Here is a 20,120-nt window from a genome sequence, read left to right on the forward strand (position 1 = left end):
ATTCTTCTGAATCAACTTTTCATTTCTCCTTTTTATACTTAAAATGTTCTCCTATTTTATACAACCTGAAGGCTTCTTTTACACCTTTCATCTTCTCGCTAGATACTTCAGCTTCTGGAGGAACATCCAATAGTTCATAAACTGCTTCAGAAATCACAAAACTATTGTCTAGCTTTTTGGTTAATTCCTGAATTCTGGCAGCAACATTTACCGCATAGCCCATCACGATTTGATGCGGTCTATTTTCCAACAACAAATCACCGGTGGCAACTTTTCCCAGATGTGCGCCAATCCCAACTTCGATCTCTTCATTAAAATAGCGCTGAAAATATTCAGTATTTAGGCGTTTTAATTCCTTCAGGATCGCAAAACCGCAGTTTACGGTATCAAGAACACTAGCTTTGGTCGTTTTTTCAAATCCAAAAGCAACATACAATCCGTCGCCATTTGTTTCAATAATTCTACCTTCAAATTGCTGAATGATCTTTTCGAAATTAAAGAACAGTTTCCGTATGATATGTATCACATCAAAAGCCAAATGCTGCTCGGCAAATGGCGTAAAATTCCGAACGTCTAAAAACAGTAAACACAAGCGTAATTCTCTACCAATATTCTCGTTTTTATTCAGCTTATTTCTAAGGTATAACGGGTAATCACTTTCGTCGTTCATAATCCGTTTTATTTTTACTGAACCCGATTTTACATAGGTCTGGCAAGCCAATCGAACATTTTTAGGAAGCTCAAAGTAGGTTCGCAGTTTTGCTTCCGCAGCGTTAATTTCTGAAAGATTTTCTTCGCCCTTTACAATTAAAATCCTGCAGGTAGAACACCTGGCTTTGCCCCCGCATTCGCAGCAAAATGGAATTTCTTTTTTTAATGATGCCTCTAAGATTGATTCTTTAGAATTGATCAAAAATGAGGCATCATTAACAAGGTTAATATGGTGATAAGATTTTACCATCCCACATCAAGTTTATATTGGTTAATTTTTACCCTAATTTTTATTTTCTTCGGAAGTAATCTCGGCATTTTTGCGATTCCAACCACCGCCCAGTGCTTTGTAAAGATCGATCAGCGCCAGTTTTTCCGCCAGAACATCATTGATATTATTGATCTCGGCACGCAGCAAACTTTGCTCGGCCGTTAGCACATCGGTATAATTGGTTTGCGAATTATACTGCAGCAACTTCTTCGTATAATCAACCGACTTATTCAAGGCTTCTAACTGCAAAGCACGTTTACTAATCTTAGAGTTTGCTGTTTTAAATGCAAACACTGCATCTGAAACTTCTTTCCCGGCATTCAACAAAGCGTTCTGAAAATTATTAAAGGCAATTTGTTGCTCGGCTTTGGCCGTTGCTAAGTTCGCTTTATTGATGCCTTTATTGAATATCGGCTGCATTAAACCAGCGGCGATATTCCCAAAAAGTCCTATGTTTTTAGTAAAAAGATCGTCCCACTCAAAACTCGAAAACCCAGCACTTCCAGAAAGTCCAAATGAAGGATAAAACTGTGTTCTCGCAACATTCGTTAATTCAAACGCACGACGATACTCCAGTTCGGCCTGCATTACATCTGGGCGATTGGCCATTAGATCTGCAGGATCTCCTATCGAAAGTTCAGGCATATTCATTTCAGTAAGATCATCAAAACCACTACGTTGAATTTCACCTGGCTTTCTAGCCAGTAAAATCGACAACGCATTTTCAATTTCTCTAATTTGCTGTTTCACATCAGGAATTAAAAGTTCGGCTTCATATTGATTGGCTTCACTTTGCACAACGGCAGCGCCATTTACCATATTTGAGCTTTTAAGCTTCTTCATCGTTGCTACGTAAAACTTTCGGTTTTCCGCAGTTTCCTCTAAAGTTTCCAGTTGCTTATCCAGCGCTATTAATTGATAATAATTTATCGCAATATTAGCTACGAGTTGTGATTCGATCGCCTGTTTAGAAGCCTGAGTTTGCAAAAGTGCAGCTAAACTGGCACGTTTAGCACTACTCAATTTCCCCCAAACATCCGCTTCCCAGGAAGTCGAAATCCCAAGGTCGTATTGCGTTACATCTTTAATAAATCCGAATCCCTGTGTGTAAGATAACCGAGATTTAGCCACAGATGCATTTCCTTCCAAACTGGGCAAGAATGCTTTTTTACTTTGTTTCAGCAACGCATTGGCGCTGTTTACACGCTGTACCGCATTCTTTAGGCTATAATTTTCAGTTAAACCTTCTTCGATATAGTCCAACAAATAAGGATCTGCAAAGAATTGATCCCACTGCATCAAAGGTACTTCTGACATTTCAACTTCAGCAGTTTTTTCTTTTCTGAAAAGTGCTTCGGTATCTGCTTCCGGTTTTTCATAATCTTTGGTTACTCCGCAGGAAACCAAAAGAAAACTAAGACTGAAGGCGTATATATAAATGATATTAGATCTCATAACATTAAATTTATTCTTCATTAGTTGCAGGTTTACCACTTACTTTTTCCTGTAAAGACTGGAAGAGCATAAAGAGCGCCGGGATCACAAAAATTCCGAATAAAGTCCCTGTAAGCATTCCGCCAACTGCGGCGGTACCGATAGATCGGTTACTCACTGCTCCTGCTCCAGAGGCTAACATCAACGGCACTAATCCGAAAATAAAAGCGAATGAAGTCATTAAAATAGGTCGTAAACGTGCGCGTGCTCCTTCTACTGCCGAGGTAAATAAACTTTCCCCATTTTTACGGTGCATAAGGGCAAATTCGACAATTAGGATCGAGTTTTTTGCGAGCAGACCAATAAGCATTATCAAACTGATCTGAAGGAAAATATTGTTATCGATCCCGAATAATTTTGCGAAGAGAAAGGCTCCTGAAAGTCCGAAAGGTAAAGGCAACAATACCGAAAATGGTAAAATATAGCTCTCGTATTGTGCAGCCAATAAAAAGTACACAAACACCAGACAAAGTATAAATATGTAAACCGTCTGACTACCACTGCTTACCTCTTCCCTACTTAAACCGGCAAACTCGTATCCAAATTGTTTTGGCAGATTCTCATCGGCAACTTCCTGAATCGCTTTTACCGCATCACCAGAACTGTAACCCGGCGCCGGAACACCCGTTACATTTGCTGAAGTATATAAGTTAAATCGTCTAATAAATTCAGATCCATAGACTTTTTTAAGTGTTACAAACTGCGTAATAGGCACCATTTCTCCCTGAACGGTTTTTACCATCACAGCGTGAAGATCTTCTGGTTTGGCACTAAATACAGGATCAGATTGTACCATAACACGATATTGCTTATTAAATCGGTTAAAATCTGAAGCGTAAATTCCGCCATAATAACCTTGCATCACAGCTAAAACCTGATCTGGCGTGATCCCTGCCATTTCGCATTTAGCGATGTCAACTTCCAGCTCAAATTGGGGGAAATTGTTATTAAATGAAGTGGTCGCATATAAGATCTCGGGACGTTGATTTATGGCTCCCAGATAATTTTGCACCACACCGCTAAACTGATCCATATCGTTTGCTGTTCTATCCTGAAGATTGAACTCGAAACCGTTGGTATTACCAAATCCCTGTAGCGTAGGCGCTGCAAAGAAGATGATATTGGCTCCTTTTATTCCAGATGTTTTATAGAATAAATTGTTTACCACACTTTCGATATCCTGGCCTTCACCAGCACGTTCATCCCAATCTTTTAAACGAATGAAAAATGCACCGTAAGAACCACCGGCACCACTAATAAGATCCTGCCCCGCCATTCTGGTTGAAGATTCAACTTCAGGAACCGTTCTAATAATACTATCAATTTGATCGGTTAAAGCTTCGGTTCTTTCTAAAGATGCTGAAGGTGGTAAGATTACATTTCCAAAGATGGCTCTACTATCTTCCGCAGGAACAAATCCTGTAGGTGTATTTTTGATCAGGAACCACGAAAGCACAGAAAATGCCGCAATACTTCCCAAAGCCAGCCATTTTCTTTTCAGTAAAAACTGAACTCCTTTTACATATTTTGCGGTGATCGCATTAAAGGCTATATTAAATCCTGCATAAAAACGTTGAATTCCGGTTTTCTTTTTATGATGATCCTCAGAATGCGGTTTTAAGAAAATCGCACACAAAGCGGGACTCAGCGTTAAGGCATTTACTGCGGAAATCACAATGGCGATTGCCAGTGTAAGACCAAATTGCTTATAAAAAACTCCAGCCGAACCACCAATAAAAGATACCGGAACAAACACAGCAGCCATCACAAGTGTGATCGAAACGATAGCGCTGCTAATTTCGCTCATTGCACTCAGCGTTGCTTTTCTAGCCGATTTTGCTCCTTCATCTAACTTGGCGTGAACTGCCTCAACGACCACAATTGCATCATCCACAACAATACCAATAGCGAGCACTAACGCAAAAAGTGTAAGTAGGTTGATCGTAAATCCAAAAACTTTTAGGAAGAAAAAGGTTCCTATAATTGCCACCGGAACCGAGATCGCCGGAATTAACGTAGATCTAAAATCCTGTAAAAAGATAAACACCACGATAAATACAAGAATAAAGGCTTCGATAAGTGTGTGCTCTACTTTTTCTATGGAAGCATTTAAAAACTCATTGGCGTTTAGGAACGGTGAATATTCAATTCCTGAAGGAAAATCTTTAGAACTTTCTTCAATAATTCGCTGACATTCGTTGATCAATTCATAAGCATTTGAACCTGCCGTCTGGCTCACTGCGATCGAAGTACTTGGATAACCCTGAGTTGTGGTGCTACTGCCATAACTCAAAGCGCCCAGTTCTACTTTTGCGATATCGTCTAATCGCAAAATATGCCCATCTTTATCGGCTTTTATAATGATATTCCCAAACTCTGAAGCGGTTTGTAATCGTCCTTTATATTTAATGGTGTATTGAAAAGCTTGGTCTCCATTAACTCCAAATTTACCCGGAGCAGCTTCAATGTTTTGCTGACGTAATTTTGCAATTACATCATTAGGTACTAAACCATAAGAAGCCATCGCATCTGGCTTCAGCCAAATTCGCATCGAGTAATCACGAGCCCCGTAGATAAAGGCATCGCCAATTCCGTTTACACGTTTCAGTTTTGGAAGGATATTCAGGTTTACATAATTCTGCAAAAAGTTTTGATCGTAGGTGTCTTTGGTACTGTGCAAACTAAAAATATACACCAAGCTGGTTTGCTTTTTACTGGTAGAAACTCCCGCTCTAATCACTTCTTCTGGCAATAAACTATTGGCTTTATTTACCCGGTTTTGAACGTTCATCGCTGCCAGGTCTGGATCTGTACCCAAATCGAAATAGATCGTGATCGTTGCACTACCATCGTTACCGGCGGTAGAGGTCATATACTGCATATTTTCTACCCCATTAATTTGTTCTTCTAATGGGATTAAAACACTATTTCTAACCACGTCTGCATTCGCTCCCTGATAAGAAGCAGTCACTTCTACCGTGGGCGGTGCAATGTCTGGATATTGCGAGATAGGAAGGGTAAACAATCCCAGCAATCCCAGGATCACGATGATGATCGATATCACCGTAGAAAGCACTGGTTTACTTATAAATTTTTGTAACATATTTTTTAATTTAAGACAATAAGTATCCAGGATCGACTATGTAAAAACATAGCAATCAAACACTTAATCGCATTTCAAATAATTTACTGGGTAATGATATTCGGTTTAATTTGAAGGCTGTCGCGAAGTGTTCCGGCGCCTTCAAAAACGATGATATCTCCTTCTGAAAGTCCTTCGGTTACCACAAATTTGTTGTCTACGGTAGTTGGCATTGTTTTAATTTCTGAAGTAAAAACGCGATCGTCTTTTACTTTATAGACCATTCGTTTATCCTGAAGTTCGAAAGTTGATTTCTGCGGAACCATTATTGCTGAAGAAAATGACTGCGGAATAAGGATTTTACCGCTACCACCACTACGTATTCTTTGATTGGCATTTGGAAAAACAGCCGTAAGACGTGCCGATCCCGTTTGCTGATTTAATAATCCACCAATCGCTGTAATTTCACCTTCACTTTCTAAAATACTACCGTCTGAAAGTTGAAGCTTCACTTTAGGGAAAGATTTCAGTTTATCATCAACCGAGTTTCCTTCGTGATCAGCGTAAAATTCTAAATATTCTTTTTCGTCCATAGAAAAATAGACTTTCACATTATCGATATCAGAAACTACGGTTAACGGCGCTACGACTTGCGGACTCACCAAACTTCCTGTACGATACGGAATTGCACCAACAACTCCATCAACCGGACTTTTAATAAACGTATATCCCTGATTGGCCTGCGCCTGAGCTAAAGAAGCTCTTTGTGCTTCCAGATCGAGTTTAGCGGCATCTAGTTCGTATTGATTTATAATGCCTTCTTCAACCAGCGGAGTAGCTTTTTGAACTTTTAATTCGGCATTCTTCACAGCAGATTGTGCAGCTTTTACTACTTCATTGTACTGCGGAGCATCAATTTTGAAGAGAAGATCTCCCTTTTTTACTCGGCTTCCTTCTTCAACATAGATCTTCTGTAAATAGCCATCGATTCTAGGACGAATTTCTATATCTTCTTCCCCTTGAATAACTGCAGGATATTTTCGCTGAAGTGTAGTTGGCGCTTCTGTAATTTTTAAAACCGGATATTGCGGAGCAGCCTGCGCCATATTCTGACTGCTTTCATTTTTACATGAAGACAATAAACCTCCAAAAAGGATTATCACCATAATCCTTATCTCCTTGTGATAATTTTGCATGTCTGTAAGGTATTTTGATTCGAAAAACACATAGGAGTGGCTGTCAAAAAACCGAGCTGTTTTTTGATTAAAATGTTTTTCGGAAGTTAAAAGAGCTAAACCCGGCAATAAAACTCACCGGATTTAGCAGTTGGAATGGTAAGAAAAATTATTTTTTAGCTGCCTGGTAGCGCTTTTCTACTTCGTCCCAGTTTACAAGATTCCAGAACGCGCCAATATACTCAGGTCGCTTATTTTGATAGTTTAAATAGTAAGCATGCTCCCAAACGTCTAATCCTAAAATTGGAGTTCCTTTATCATCAGCAACGTCCATTAACGGGTTGTCCTGGTTAGGAGTAGAAGTCACTTTTACTTTGTTATCTTCACCTACGATTAACCATGCCCATCCAGAACCAAAACGTGTAGCTGCGGCATTATCAAAAGCTTCTTTAAACGCTTCAAAAGAACCGTAAGCGTCGGTAATTGCTTTTGCTACTTCTCCAGTTGGCTGGCCACCACCATTCGGACTCAAAATTGTCCAGAATAAATTGTGGTTAAAATAACCACCGCCATTGTTTCTAATTCCTCCAGATAATTCAGAGATATTTGAGAAAAGACTTTCTAAATCTTTATCGGCTAACCCTGCATCTTCTAAAGCTGCATTTAATTTAGTCGTATAACCCTGGTGATGTTTTGTATGGTGAATTTCCATAGTTGTTGCATCAATTTGAGGTTCTAAAGCATCGTATGCGTATGGTAATTTTGGCAATTCGTAACTCATATCTTTGTAGTTTTAAAAATTAAACTTTTTATTACACTACAAATGTAGTACTTTTGATTAATAAACCAAATAATTACTTTGTTTATTATGGAAAATAATATTTCAGATAACGAAAGAGCGGTTTCGATACTTAAAAATAAAGGAGAACAGACAATTAAAGAATTGGCTCAGGAACTTAAAGTCACTACGGAAGGTGCTCGTTTTCAGCTTCTAAAATTGTCTAATGAGGGGTTTGTAAAATCTGAAAGTAGATCTAAAGGGCGCGGTAGACCTCAACAGGTTTGGTCACTTACTGCAAAAGGTCATGCACGTTTTCCTGACACGCATTCTGGTCTTACCGTAAAATTGATTGAAAAAATTAAACAAAACCTTGGCGAAGAAGCGCTTAACCAGATCATTTTTGCCGCTGGGGAAGATAATATTGTTCGATACAAAGAAAATATTGACAGCACAGATAGCCTGGAAAATAAATTGGAGCAATTGGCTGAAATTCGTACCAAGGAAGGTTATATGGCAAGGTTTGAAAAAGAGGAGGATGGTAGTTTTATGCTTATCGAAAATCACTGCCCAATTTGTGAAGCTGCAAAAACCTGCCAGGGATTCTGCAAATCTGAATTAAACACTTTCAAGAAAGTTCTTGGGGAGAATATTCAAATAAAAAGAGTAAATCACATTTTGGCCGGTGCACGCCGTTGTGCCTATAAAATTGAAGAAGAACCAGCAAAAGTTTAAAAACTAAGCATTAAAACATAGAATATTACAAAACCCGAAGTATCTTTAAAAAATCATTTTCTGAAAGCACCCTGGTTCCGGTAGATCTTGCTTTACCAAGTTTTGCCTGGCCTGGTTCTGTGCCGCAAACCAGATAATTGGTTAATCCTGAAACAGATCCTGTCACACGACCACCATTCTGGGTTATGATCTTTTGCATTTCAGTTCTCGAGAAATTCTGGAAATTTCCGGAGATCACAAATCGCAAACCACCAAATAACTGACTAAAACTAGCCAAAGCTTTACGCCGAATTTGCACGTTTTGGCCTTGCTTTTCTGCAATCCAATCTAAATAACTGGACGGAAATTCAACGCCATGCTCCTGCTGCAATTGTAGTTCTTGCTCTAGCCTATTCAGTTTTAAGAACAATTCGCCACAAACAAAAGCATCTTCTAAAGCATTGTGATGGTGAAACTGCGGAACTTCAAAAAAGTTAGCTAAGGAACTAAGTTTATAACTTGGTAATCTTACCAGTTTTCTGGCGCGTTGCAGCGTGCAAAAACTATTAAACTGTGGCAATTCTATTCCGTAGCGCTGCAAAGAATAAAGTAGCACAGAATTATCGAATTTCGCATTATGCGCCACTAAAGTTTTTCCTTCAATAAAAGAGCTCATCTCTTCCCATCGCTCAGCAAAATTCTTTTCGTGCTGAACATCTTCATACCTAATTCCATGAATTTGTACCGCAAACGGATTAAAATAGGCGACTTCAGGATTTATTAATTCGTAAAATTCGCGATATTTTTTACCATTTTTATATTCCACCATTCCAAGCGAACAGGGATTTTTTCCGCTGGCGGTTTCAAAATCAAAAGCTACAAAATCTTCAATCATTCGATCATTTTAAAAAATTCTTTTTCACTTATCATTTTGATGCCTTCTTTTTCAGCTTTCACCTTTTTACTTGGCCCCATTTTTTCACCAACGATAAGATAAGAAGTGCTTTTAGATAAAGAACCTAAATTCTTTCCACCGTTCTCTTCAATATGTTTTTTCAGCTCATTTCTAGAAATAGAAAAGGTTCCGGAAACCACAAAACTCAGTCCTTCTAACTTGTTCGAAGCAGTTTCTTTTTCTTCCATTTCGAACTGTAAATCTTTTTCACGTAAACGATTTACAATCTTCAGATTTTCTTCATCAGTAAAAAATTCGGTAATACTTGCCGCCACACGCTCGCCAACATCACGAAGCTCGATAAGTTCTTCTACACTCGCTTCCATCAGTTTGTCGATATTCCCAAAATGTTCGGCTATTTTTCGCGCACTTACTTCTCCAACATCTCGAATTCCCAAAGCAAACAAGACTTTATCGAAAGTTCTTTTTTTAGATTCCTCTACGGAATTCAATATATTTTCTGTGGTCTTCTTCTGAATACTAATTCGGCTTCGATCTGAAATTTTAGTGATAAAATCATCAAATTTCGGGTAATGCTGAAAGCTTTTGTTCCGAAGTAATTCATCGATATAATCGGCATTTTTAAGTGCTTCTTTCGCCGGTTGGTTTTCCTGATGATCTGGAAACTTAAGATCAATCAATAAATTCACCGAAACACAATCTTCCATGGAAGTATATGCTGAAACATCGACACGCTGCATGGCGGAATTCAATTCATTCAGAAAACGCTTAAATTTCTTTTCGTCAACAGCTTCAACTTCAGCAATATTCAAACTAAAAAGATCTTCTAATTGTACAATTTCGGCTCCTATTTTTTCTGAATCTGCTCGCGTGATACTTCCCCAACCCTGGCTCAACGCATAAATCGCCTGACCAAGTTTTACCTGAAGTTCACCTTCTTTTTTGATTCCGGCTTCCTCGTTATCCAGCCAACGCTCCTGCCCAATAATATCATCGTAAGTGAGGTAATAGAAATCGGAGTAATTATTAATTATTCCATTATAATATAGAATTTCAATCGTTCCTTTTCCCAGTCCGTCGATATCCATGGCCTTTCTGGAAACAAAATGTTCCATTCGGCCAATAATTTGCGGTGGGCAGCCCACGTAATTTGGGCAAAAATGCTGTGCTTCGCCTTCGTTTCGTTCTAATTCGGTTCCGCACTCCGGGCAATGCGTTGCATAAACAGTAGGCTCTGATTCTGGATCACGTTGTTTAAAATCTACACCAACGATCTTCGGAATAATTTCCCCACCTTTTTCAACAAAAACCTTGTCTCCTTCACGAATATCAAGCTTTTCAATTTGATCGGCATTATGCAAAGAGGCACGCTTTACAATAGTTCCCGCCAATTGCACGGGTTCTAAATTCGCCACCGGAGTGATCGCTCCCGTTCGGCCAACCTGGTAAGTGATCTTATTCAGCTTAGTTGTTTCCTGCTCGGCTTTAAATTTATAAGCCATCGCCCAACGTGGCGATTTTGCCGTATAACCTAATTCTTCCTGCTGGCTAAAGTCGTTCACCTTTACCACCACGCCATCTGTCTCGTAAGGCAGATCGTGGCGATGAATATCCCAATAATTGATATATTCTAAAACCTCGTCGATATTATTTTTCAATTCACTTTCTGCCGGAACTTTAAAGCCCCAATCACGAGCTTTTTCTAAACTTTCATACTGAGACGAAATTGGAAGATTTTCGCCTGCAATATTGTAAAGCAAACAATCTAAAGGTCGCTTAGAAACTTCAGCGCTATCTTGTAATTTCAAACTTCCAGAAGCCGTATTACGCGGATTCGCATAAGGTTCTTCTCCATTTTCTACACGCTCTGCATTCAGTTTTGCAAAACCTTCAAATGGCAATACGATCTCTCCACGAATATGGAATTTCTCCGGATAATCACCTCGCAATTTCAAAGGCACAGATCGAATGGTTTTCACATTATTAGTCACATCATCGCCCTGAAAACCATCACCACGAGTTACCGCCTGCACCAGTTCTCCTTTCTCGTACGTAAGGCTCATCGAAGCGCCATCGTACTTTAACTCACAGGTATATTTTATATCGCCATCCACCAACTTGCGGATACGCGTTTCCCAATCTTGCAATTCTTCTTTAGAATACGAGTTAGAAAGCGAATACATACGATATTCGTGCACAATCGTCGCAAAATTCTTGGTTACCGCGCCACCTACACGCTGCGTTGGCGAGTTAGGATCGTTAAATTCGGGATGCTTTTCTTCTAATTCCTGAAGCTCTTTCAGCTTCATATCAAAATCATAATCACTGATTTCAGGATTATCCAAAACGTAATACTGGTAATTATGATGCTGCAATTCTTCCCGAAGCGCGGTAATTTTCTTCTCGATTTCCATGTGCTTTTATAAATAGAGAATCATTAAAAAATGATCGTATTTTTTCTTCTGATAAGTTTAGATTCCAAACCTAATAAAATATTGGTTTATTAATAATTGGACAATTGGTAATTTTGGTTAAAGAGACTTAAAATGAATTTTATCCTTTCTTTTTCCATTGATGAAAAAGAAACAAAAAATCTAGACTTAATTTTCTAATCTTGAAAAGCTACTGAAAAACCTCTCCATGCGTTCTGCAACCGCTTCGCTAGGCAGAACTCCACTGCCAGCCGCTTTATTTTTCAGTGCTTTTACTACGACTAGAAAAAGTAGGCCAAATTAGTCCCTAATCGTTCTATACTTTTAATTATGCTACGTCTGATTCTTAGTAATCCACTTTGGTGTGGGGAGTGGTTTAAAAAACTTCATTTTTTCGTACAATTCTTCGATAGTTTCAGCAATGATCAGCAAATCGAAATTCTCTTTTTTCAGCAGCCCTTTATCGACCATCTTGCGGAGCATACTAATCAAATCATCATAAAAACCATCAATATTCAGCAATCCAATGGGTTTTTGATGCAAGCCCAACTGCGCCCAGGTAATAATCTCAAAAAGCTCTTCAAAAGTTCCAAAACCTCCGGGAAGAGTGATAAAACCATCGCTTAATCGATGCATAGTAAGTTTACGCTCGTGCATATCCTGCGTCGTGATCAATTCATCCAAACTGGTATGCACCACTTCTTTGATCTTAAGAAATTCTGGAATCACACCGGTAACTTTTCCTCCGTTTTCCTGAACTCCAGCTGCCACATGCCCCATCAATCCGCGTTTACTACCGCCGTAGATCAAACGAATATCGTTTTTGGCCAAAAACGAGCCCAATTTTTTAGAGGTTTCTATAATTTCTGAATCGATACCATCGCTGCTGGCACAAAAAACAGCAATACTTTTTAGAGAATTCTGTAGGTTATTTTCTTCCAAAATAGCAGATTTTTTAGCGTTTTTGGGCTTTTAGCATTCTAAAATTTCCAAACATATCCTTGCGAAGTTCAGCATTAAAACCATGATCTTCAACCATAGCTTTTGTTTCTTCGCCCAGGTATTGGTTAATTTCAAAAAACAACATACCATTTTTGGCAAGCCCTTCTTGTGCTAATTTCGTGATTTTCTTATAGAAAAGTAAAGGATTTTCGTCTTTTACATAAAGTGCAGTTTCCGGCTCATGTTGTAACACATTTTGCTGCATTTCGGCTTTCTCTAATTCGCGAACATACGGCGGATTCGAAACGATAATGTCAAATTGCTGCGGAAGTTTTTCTGCGGAAAGAATATCCTGTTGTATAAAATCGACTGAAACTTCATTTTGTTCCGCATTAATTTTAGCGATTTTTAAAGCTTCTTCTGAAATATCTATTGCTGAAATTTGAGCTTTTGGTAAGTGTTTTTTTAAACTAATCGGGATACAACCACTACCCGTCCCAATATCCAAAATCTTTAGATCTGATTTTTGCTGAAGCGAAACCTCATCTAAGATCCATTGCACCAATTCTTCGGTCTCTGGCCGCGGAATTAAAACTCCGGGTGCGACTTTAAAATTCAGACTAAAAAATTCGGTTTCCCCGATGATGTATTGAATAGGTTCAAAAGAAGCGAGTTTTTCTAAAGCCTGCTCAAAATCGCCAATTTCAGCTTCACTTAATTCTTTGTTAGGCTCTAGAGCCATCTGCAACCTACTCATTTCTAAAAAATGCGCTGCCAACAAATAAAAAAAGGACAGAATTTCCTCTTTTGGATAATTGTCACCAAGATCTTCTAAGAATTTATTTTTAAGTTGAGTGATAGTCATGGTTTTAGTTTACTGTTGACAGTTGACGGTTTACTGTTTTTTTTAGCTTTTAGCTGTCAGCATTCAGCATTCAGCGTTCAGCGTTCAGCGTTCAGCGTTCAGCGTTCAGCGTTCAGCGTTCAGCGTTCAGCGTTCAGCATAATAAGCTATTCATTATTTTTGCGAACCAGATTCAGATTCAGAATAAAAAAGTTTCTTCTCTATTTTCTTCATTCTAATCTCAAACTCTATAAGATCTCTCTACTTCGCCTGCCTGCCGGCGAGGCAGGGTCGAGATGACTTCTAAAAATTTTAATTCAAAATTCAACATTTAGAATTCAAAATAAAAAGTCTAATCTCTAAACTCTAACAGCGAAGCGATCTAAAATCTAACTTCTAACTAAAGATCTTTTATCATCCAAACCGTACAATTATAATGTCCTGTATTTCCAAGTGGTTTTTCTAATTCCTCAAAACCGGTTTTCTTATACAGTTTACAAGCATCTTTCATGTATGGTAAAGTCTCGATATAGCATTTTTTGTAATCCTGACTTTTGGCAAATTTTAAACAGGTATCCATCATTTGGGCGCCAAGGCCTTTCCCGCGAGCTTCAGGTAAAAAATACATCTTTTGTAATTCGCAAATTTCGGTTTCGAATCCGGGTAATGGGCCAATCCCGCAACAGCCAATAATCTTACTATCTTCTTCAATCACAAAATATGCTTTACGTTCCGCATCATATTCGGCAGTCATATCCTCCAAAGCTTTATCCTCGTAAGCGGTCCCTACTTTTGGAACACCTAATTCTACCAAAACTTCCTGAATAACGTTTTTAACCTGCTGATTGTCTTGCTGCTGAATTTCCCTAATTTTAAGAGTGCTCATTCTTACTAATTAATCCTATTTTTGTGGCTGTGAATATACACGAAAAATATATAAAACGCTGTTTGCAACTAGCCGAAAACGGACTGGGAAGCACCTATCCAAATCCCATGGTAGGTAGCGTTATTGTTTACGAAGACAAGATCATTGGCGAAGGCTGGCATCAAAAAGCAGGCGAAGCACATGCCGAGGTAAATGCGGTAAATTCGGTTAAAGATCCAGAGCTTTTAAAGAAATCGACCATTTATGTAAGTTTAGAACCTTGCAGCCATTTTGGAAAAACGCCGCCTTGCAGTGACCTTATCATCGCCAAAGGCATTAAAAAAGTGGTGGTTGCCACGGTAGATCCTTTTGCTGAAGTTGCCGGGCGAGGCATTAAAAAATTAATGGAAGCCGGTTGCGATGTGATGCTTGGCGTTCTAGAAAAAGAAGCGCAGGATCTAAACAAGCGATTTTTCACTTTTCACAATAAAAAGCGTCCTTATATTATATTGAAATGGGCGCAAACCGAAGATGGTTTTATCGCGCCGTTTAAACGTGAAGATCGTGCTCCCGTTTGGATAAGTAATCGCTACTCGAAGCAATTAGTGCATAAATGGCGAGCTGAAGAACAATCGATCTTAGTAGGTACAAAAACCGCGATCGACGATAATCCAAAACTGAACACCAGATTACACGCCGGAAACAATCCCGTGCGAATAGTAATCGATCGCTCTGGAAAAATCCCGGCAGATTCTGCTATTTTCGATGGAAGTATAAAAACGATTGTTATTACTGAAAGTATTCCAAAAAAAGAGGCTAAAAACATCGAATATCGGCAAGCTGATTTTACTGAAAATTTACCTGAACAAATTGGAAAGATCTTATTTCAGGAAAATTTACAATCGGTTATTATTGAAGGCGGCTTGCAAACGCTTCAAAGTTTTATTGATGCTGAATTATGGGATGAAGCCCGGGTTTTTACCGGAAATGTTCAGCTTAAAGAAGGAATTTTAGCTCCAAAGTTTCAGGGAAAATTAATTTCCGAAGAAAAAATAGAAGACAATATTTTAAAGACCTATTTAAATGATTAAAACCATAATTTTCGATTTTGGCGATATTTTTATCAATCTTGACAAATCGGCTACGCCGGCTCAATTAGAGAAATTCGGCATTAAAAATTTACCAGAATCGATCGTTGCTATCAATCAGGAATATGAAAAAGGTCTAATTTCTTCTGAAGAATTCTTCAACAGCTATAAAAAGGAGTTCAGTACGGTCGAAAAAGACCAATTTCTTGATGCCTGGAACGCTATTTTGGTAGATTTTCCCGAATATCGATTAGAATTTATAAAGAAACTGGCTGCAGAGAAAGATTATCAGCTTTTACTATTGAGTAACACCAATGAAATTCATATTGATTGGGTAAAAGAAAATGTGTCGTTTTTTAACGAATTTCAGCAATGTTTTGATGCGTTTTATTTGTCTTACGAGATTAATTTTAGAAAGCCAGACGCCAATATCTACGAATATGTGCTTAAGCAGCATGATTTAAAGCCCGAAGAGTGTCTTTTTATAGACGATACCAAGGAAAACACTGATGCTGCGGCAGCTTTAGGAATCAATGTTTGGAATTTGGAACCTACGCGAGAAGATGTGATCGATCTATTTACTACCAAGAAAGAATTATTCTCTTAAAGCTGATTTTCGTTAAAATTCCTTAGTTTGCCAAAATGAAGGACACCTACAAAACCATAACCAAAGCATCTGAAGAAGTTTTATTTAAACACCGAAATTCGAAGTTTTTTGGCTATGCTTTTCCTATTAAAAATGAAGAGGAAGCCAATCTTTACCTGGAAGAATTAAGATCTAAACACCATAAAGCAAGGCACTGGTGTTACTCCTGGCAAACGGGAAAGGAAGAACAGGATATTTATTATCGTGCTAACGACGATGGCGAACCATCAAATTCAGCCGGGATGCCAATTTATGGACAAATTCAGTCGTTTGACGTTACCAATGTTCTAATTGTAGTTGTTCGATATTTTGGTGGTGTGAAATTAGGTGTAGGCGGACTCATAAGCGCTTATAAAACCGCAGCCCAGATGGCGCTGGAAAATTCGAATATCGTTAAGCGTACCATCGACGAAATTTTTGAAGTTCATTTTGATTATCCTGAAATGAATATCGTAATGCGACTCATCAAAGAAAACAATCTAAATATTATCGAACAAAAGCTCGAGTTAGATTGCAAGATCTATTTATCGGTAAGGAAAAAAGAAGCTGAGGCGATTTTCGATAAATTCGACACTACTTATAAGGTGGAAATAAAAAGAGTAGAAAAATAACAAAATCAGTAGGCGGTCGCAGTGGGCAGTTTGCAATCAGCATTCAGCATTCAGCATTCAGCATTCAGCATTCAGCATTCAGCATTCAGCATAATAAGCTATTCTTTTTGTCTGCAATCCAAATTCAGAATAAAAAAATCTTTACTTAGATAATCAACATCATCTTTCCTCCTTAATCTTGATTCTGATTTTATTCAAAATTCAACATTTAGAATTCAAAATAAAAAGTCTAGAGTCTAAAATTTAAAACAAATCGATCTAAGTTCTAGCTTCTAAAGTTTTTCCAAAACATATTCAGGACATCGAATTGGGCGTCTTGTTTCGGCATCCATAAAAACCAAAGTGGTGTTGGCCGTTGTTAACAATTCTTCATCCTGATTATATATTTTATAATCGAATATGATTTTAACATCGGGAGTCTGCCGTAAACTGGTAATAATCTTTAATTCATCGTCAAAAAATGCCGATTTCTTAAACTTAAAATTCATTTCATAAACTGGTAGCATAATCCCATTTTTTTCCATACTTTTATAGGAGATTCCAATTTTTTCAAGCCACTCAATTCGCGCAATCTCAAGATACTGAGCATAATTGCCGTGATGCACAACACCCATTTGGTCTGTTTCTGCATATCGTACTTTTAGTATGGATACATGGTCTGTCATTGTTGAAATTTAAGGCTTGAAAATAAAATAAATTTTGAGTTTCGGTTCATTATAAGTATGGGTAAAATATTCCAAAAATTCAATACCAAAACGGTTTTTTTTTTACATATTTTGTTCACATCTTTGTTGCCCTTCTTTTGGAAAGGGGCACTCTTATCAGGAGTTAAATCGAACAATCTAGTAACCAACAAATAACGTCACACGTAGCATGTCGAAAACTGCGCAATCAGTTTGGAATAGCTGTCTAGCTTTTATAAAAGATAACATTTCGCCACAGGCTTATAAAACCTGGTTCGAGCCAATACAAGCAGTAAAGCTTACCGATTGTGCATTAAGCATACAGGTACCGTCTAAGTTTTTCTACGAGTGGTTGGAAGAACACTATGTTAAACTTTTAAAAGTTAGTTTAACCCGCGAGCTTGGGGAGAAAGCAAAATTGGTGTACGTTATAAAGATGGAAAACACCTACGGTAATAAGTTACCTTTTACCGAAAAGATTCCTAGTACACAACGAGCTAATATGGCTTCACAGGAAGTAGATGTTCCTGTAAAGAATAAAAATCCTGAATTAAAGAATCCTTTTGTGATTCCGGGGATTAGAAATGTAAAGATCGAATCTCAGTTAAACCCAAGTTATAACTTTGAGAATTTCCTTGAAGGAGACTCTAACCGACTAGCCAGATCTGCTGGTTTAGCGGTGGCAAACAAACCGGGAGGAACATCTTTTAATCCGCTTCTTATTTTTGGAGGCGTTGGTCTTGGAAAAACTCATTTGGCACACGCCATTGGAGTAGAAATAAAAGACAAATATCCAGAGAAAACGGTTCTTTATATTTCTGCGGAAAAATTTACGCAACAGTATATCGAATCTGTTAAGAAAAATAATCGAAACGACTTTATTCATTTCTACCAGATTATTGATGTTCTAATTGTAGATGATATTCAATTATTATCGGGTAAAGCAGGAACTCAGGATGTATTTTTCCACATCTTTAACCACTTGCATCAAAACGGAAAACAGGTAATTCTTACCAGTGATAAAGCTCCGGTAGATATGCAGGATATCGAGCAGCGTTTACTTTCTCGATTTAAATGGGGGCTTTCGGCTGAATTACAACATCCAGATTTCGAAACTCGTGTTTCAATAATTAAGAATAAGCTTTATCGTGATGGTGTAGAAATGCCTGAAGATATCGTTGAGTTCTTAGCGAACAACATTAAAGCTAATATTCGTGAATTAGAAGGAGCAATTATTTCTTTGATCGCTCACTCTTCTTTCAACAAAAAGGATGTTACTTTAGAACTTGCAAAGAAGATCGTCGATAATTACGTTAAGAACACCAAACGTGAAGTAAGTATCGATTACATTCAAAAAGTAGTAAGTGATTATTTCCAGATGGATGTAGAAACTTTGCAATCTAAAACCAGAAAGCGACACATTGTACAGGCGAGACAACTGGCCATGTTCTTTGCGAAGAAATTCACAAAAGCTTCTTTAGCCAGCATCGGCTCACAAATTGGAAGTCGGGACCATGCCACTGTTTTACACGCTTGCAAAACGGTAGATAATCTTGCTTCTACAGATAAGCAATTCAAAAAATTTGTAGAAGACCTCAATAAAAAATTAACGATCTAAGTTTCAAAAAGCTCTTTTAAAAGAGCTTTTTTGCTTTAAAATAGCTACTGAATATGGAAAAGAAAAAGATCCTTATGGTTTGCCTTGGTAATATTTGCCGCTCGCCTCTTGCTGAAGGAGTTTTAAAGGCAAAAGTAGATACGAGCCAAGTTTATGTAGATTCGGCCGGAACAAGCAATTATCATATTGACGATCTACCCGATCGCAGATCTATTGCTACTGCTAGAAAACACAATCTTGATATTACCGATCAACGCGGACGACAACTTACAAAGCAAGATTTGAAAGATTTTGACCATATTTTTGTGATGGATAATTCAAATTATCGCGATGCGGTTTCTTTAACTAATTCCGTAGAAGAAAAAGAAAAAATAAAATTGATCTTAAACGAGATCTTTCCCGGTGAAAATGTAGATGTTCCAGATCCTTATTATGGCGGAGATCAGGGCTTCGAAAATGTATATCAAATGCTGGATGAAGCTACCGATAAGATCATTGAAAAATTAAACAACGGAACCTACTAATGGCAGCAAACTTTTCATTTTCAGGAAAACTTTATTTAATCCCAACGACATTGGGAGAATCTAACCCTATAGATGTTTTACCATTAACGGTAAAAAAACACGTAGAACGCATAGATCATTATATTGCTGAAAACGAAAAAACTGCCCGTAGAGCCATAAAAAAACTTGTTCCGCAGAAAAAACAGCAGATTCTAAAATTCAAAACTCTAAACAAGTTTACTGAAGTTACTGAAATCCCTAACTTTTTAGATGCCTGTAAAGAGGGATTTGATATGGGACTTATAAGTGAAGCTGGTGTTCCCGGAGTTGCCGATCCCGGTGCCGAAATTGTAAAGCTGGCTCATCAAAATGGAATACAGGTAATTCCTTTAGTTGGTCCTTCCTCGATCTTACTTGCCATGATGGGTAGCGGAATGAACGGCCAGGCTTTTAGTTTTAATGGCTACTTACCTATCGATAAAAAAGAAAAGAAGCAGGAATTGAAGAATCTTGAACGTATTTCGGCTGAAAAAAATATGGCTCAGGTTTTTATTGAAACGCCATACCGTAATAACAAGCTTTTAGAAGATCTTATACAGACTTTACACCCTTCTACCCGCTTATGTATTGCTTGCGATATCACATTAGCTTCAGAATTTATCCTAACGCTTCCTATAAATGAGTGGAAACAAAAAAAGGTAGATCTTCATAAAAGACCTACCATTTTTATTATTCAAAAAGACTAAA

General features: G+C 38.0%; 18 protein-coding genes. 7 read left to right on the plus strand and 11 right to left on the minus strand.

The genetic code is table 11. The annotated features are described in order from the left end of the window. Positions 1–19: 19 nt before the first annotated feature. The 5 genes from IIF7_RS17070 to IIF7_RS17090 form a co-directional block, all read right to left on the minus strand. Positions 20–961, minus strand: a complete 942-nt coding sequence (locus IIF7_RS17070) for an adenylate/guanylate cyclase domain-containing protein (RefSeq protein ID WP_084842897.1) — start codon at positions 959–961, stop codon at positions 20–22. A 33-nt stretch (positions 962–994) separates the two neighbouring features. Further along, positions 995–2,458, minus strand: coding sequence for an efflux transporter outer membrane subunit (locus IIF7_RS17075; RefSeq protein ID WP_084842898.1), 1,464 nt, complete (start codon positions 2,456–2,458; stop codon positions 995–997). Beyond that, complete coding sequence (locus IIF7_RS17080) at positions 2,448–5,579, minus strand: efflux RND transporter permease subunit (RefSeq protein WP_084842899.1); 3,132 nt, start codon at positions 5,577–5,579, stop codon at positions 2,448–2,450. Before IIF7_RS17080 ends, IIF7_RS17075 begins: the two co-directional genes overlap by 11 nt. A gap of 83 nt (positions 5,580–5,662) precedes the next feature. Continuing rightward, positions 5,663–6,754, minus strand: a complete 1,092-nt coding sequence (locus IIF7_RS17085; protein ID WP_139801351.1) for an efflux RND transporter periplasmic adaptor subunit — start codon at positions 6,752–6,754, stop codon at positions 5,663–5,665. A gap of 148 nt (positions 6,755–6,902) precedes the next feature. Further along, positions 6,903–7,514 (minus strand): superoxide dismutase, encoded by a 612-nt coding sequence (locus tag IIF7_RS17090; protein WP_084842901.1) that lies wholly within the window; start codon positions 7,512–7,514, stop codon positions 6,903–6,905. 87 nt (positions 7,515–7,601) lie between these two features. Here IIF7_RS17090 and IIF7_RS17095 point away from each other — a divergent pair, with 87 nt between their 5' ends. Further along, the gene (locus tag IIF7_RS17095; RefSeq protein ID WP_084842902.1) at positions 7,602–8,246 is read left to right on the plus strand and encodes a helix-turn-helix transcriptional regulator; all 645 of its coding nucleotides are present in this window, start codon (positions 7,602–7,604) and stop codon (positions 8,244–8,246) included. A 25-nt stretch (positions 8,247–8,271) separates the two neighbouring features. On the opposite strand, the gene IIF7_RS17100 is transcribed toward IIF7_RS17095, so the two are convergent. From IIF7_RS17100 to IIF7_RS17125, 5 genes are all read right to left on the minus strand, one after another. Continuing rightward, positions 8,272–9,120 carry an exonuclease domain-containing protein gene (locus IIF7_RS17100; RefSeq protein ID WP_084842903.1) on the minus strand — a complete coding sequence of 283 codons (849 nt, stop codon included), beginning with the start codon at positions 9,118–9,120 and terminating at the stop codon, positions 8,272–8,274. Further along, entirely contained in the window at positions 9,117–11,555 is a 2,439-nt protein-coding gene (ligA, locus tag IIF7_RS17105) for an NAD-dependent DNA ligase LigA (protein WP_084842904.1), read from the minus strand. The genes IIF7_RS17100 and ligA overlap by 4 nt, the downstream gene beginning before the upstream one ends. 351 nt (positions 11,556–11,906) lie before the next feature. Further along, a complete protein-coding gene (locus tag IIF7_RS17110) occupies positions 11,907–12,515 on the minus strand; it encodes an LOG family protein (RefSeq protein ID WP_084842905.1) in 609 nt (202 codons plus the stop codon). A gap of 13 nt (positions 12,516–12,528) precedes the next feature. Further along, the gene (gene prmC / locus IIF7_RS17115) at positions 12,529–13,380 is read right to left on the minus strand and encodes a peptide chain release factor N(5)-glutamine methyltransferase (RefSeq protein ID WP_084842906.1); all 852 of its coding nucleotides are present in this window, start codon (positions 13,378–13,380) and stop codon (positions 12,529–12,531) included. A gap of 379 nt (positions 13,381–13,759) precedes the next feature. Next, positions 13,760–14,245, minus strand: a complete 486-nt coding sequence (locus IIF7_RS17125; RefSeq protein ID WP_084842908.1) for a GNAT family N-acetyltransferase — start codon at positions 14,243–14,245, stop codon at positions 13,760–13,762. Positions 14,246–14,274: 29 nt separating this feature from the next. On the opposite strand from IIF7_RS17125, the gene ribD reads away from it, so the two are divergent. The 3 genes from ribD to IIF7_RS17140 are packed head-to-tail and all read left to right on the plus strand — an operon-like array spanning position 14,275 to position 16,569. Further along, positions 14,275–15,315, plus strand: a complete 1,041-nt coding sequence (gene ribD / locus IIF7_RS17130) for a bifunctional diaminohydroxyphosphoribosylaminopyrimidine deaminase/5-amino-6-(5-phosphoribosylamino)uracil reductase RibD (RefSeq protein WP_176218986.1) — start codon at positions 14,275–14,277, stop codon at positions 15,313–15,315. Further along, entirely contained in the window at positions 15,308–15,919 is a 612-nt protein-coding gene (locus tag IIF7_RS17135; protein WP_084842910.1) for an HAD family hydrolase, read from the plus strand. The genes ribD and IIF7_RS17135 overlap by 8 nt, the downstream gene beginning before the upstream one ends. A 35-nt stretch (positions 15,920–15,954) precedes the next feature. Then, the gene (locus tag IIF7_RS17140) at positions 15,955–16,569 is read left to right on the plus strand and encodes an IMPACT family protein (RefSeq protein WP_084842911.1); all 615 of its coding nucleotides are present in this window, start codon (positions 15,955–15,957) and stop codon (positions 16,567–16,569) included. A gap of 272 nt (positions 16,570–16,841) precedes the next feature. Here IIF7_RS17140 and IIF7_RS17145 read toward each other — a convergent pair whose 3' ends face one another. Next, a complete protein-coding gene (locus IIF7_RS17145; protein WP_084842912.1) occupies positions 16,842–17,234 on the minus strand; it encodes an acyl-CoA thioesterase in 393 nt (130 codons plus the stop codon). A 208-nt stretch (positions 17,235–17,442) separates the two neighbouring features. Between IIF7_RS17145 and dnaA the strand changes: the two genes are divergently transcribed. Genes dnaA through IIF7_RS17160 form a run of 3 tightly spaced genes read left to right on the plus strand, consistent with a single transcriptional unit; the run spans position 17,443 to position 20,119 of the window. Beyond that, entirely contained in the window at positions 17,443–18,870 is a 1,428-nt protein-coding gene (dnaA, locus tag IIF7_RS17150) for a chromosomal replication initiator protein DnaA (RefSeq protein ID WP_084842913.1), read from the plus strand. Positions 18,871–18,923: 53 nt separating this feature from the next. Beyond that, complete coding sequence (locus tag IIF7_RS17155) at positions 18,924–19,394, plus strand: low molecular weight protein-tyrosine-phosphatase (RefSeq protein ID WP_084842914.1); 471 nt, start codon at positions 18,924–18,926, stop codon at positions 19,392–19,394. Beyond that, on the plus strand, positions 19,394–20,119 hold the full coding sequence (locus IIF7_RS17160) for an SAM-dependent methyltransferase (protein WP_084842915.1): 726 nt from the start codon (positions 19,394–19,396) through the stop codon (positions 20,117–20,119). The genes IIF7_RS17155 and IIF7_RS17160 overlap by 1 nt, the downstream gene beginning before the upstream one ends. Position 20,120 lies beyond the last annotated feature (1 nt).

It is taken from the genome of Zunongwangia atlantica 22II14-10F7, from assembly GCF_002094855.1.
In the GTDB taxonomy this organism is placed as follows: Bacteria; Bacteroidota; Bacteroidia; order Flavobacteriales; family Flavobacteriaceae; genus Zunongwangia; species Zunongwangia atlantica.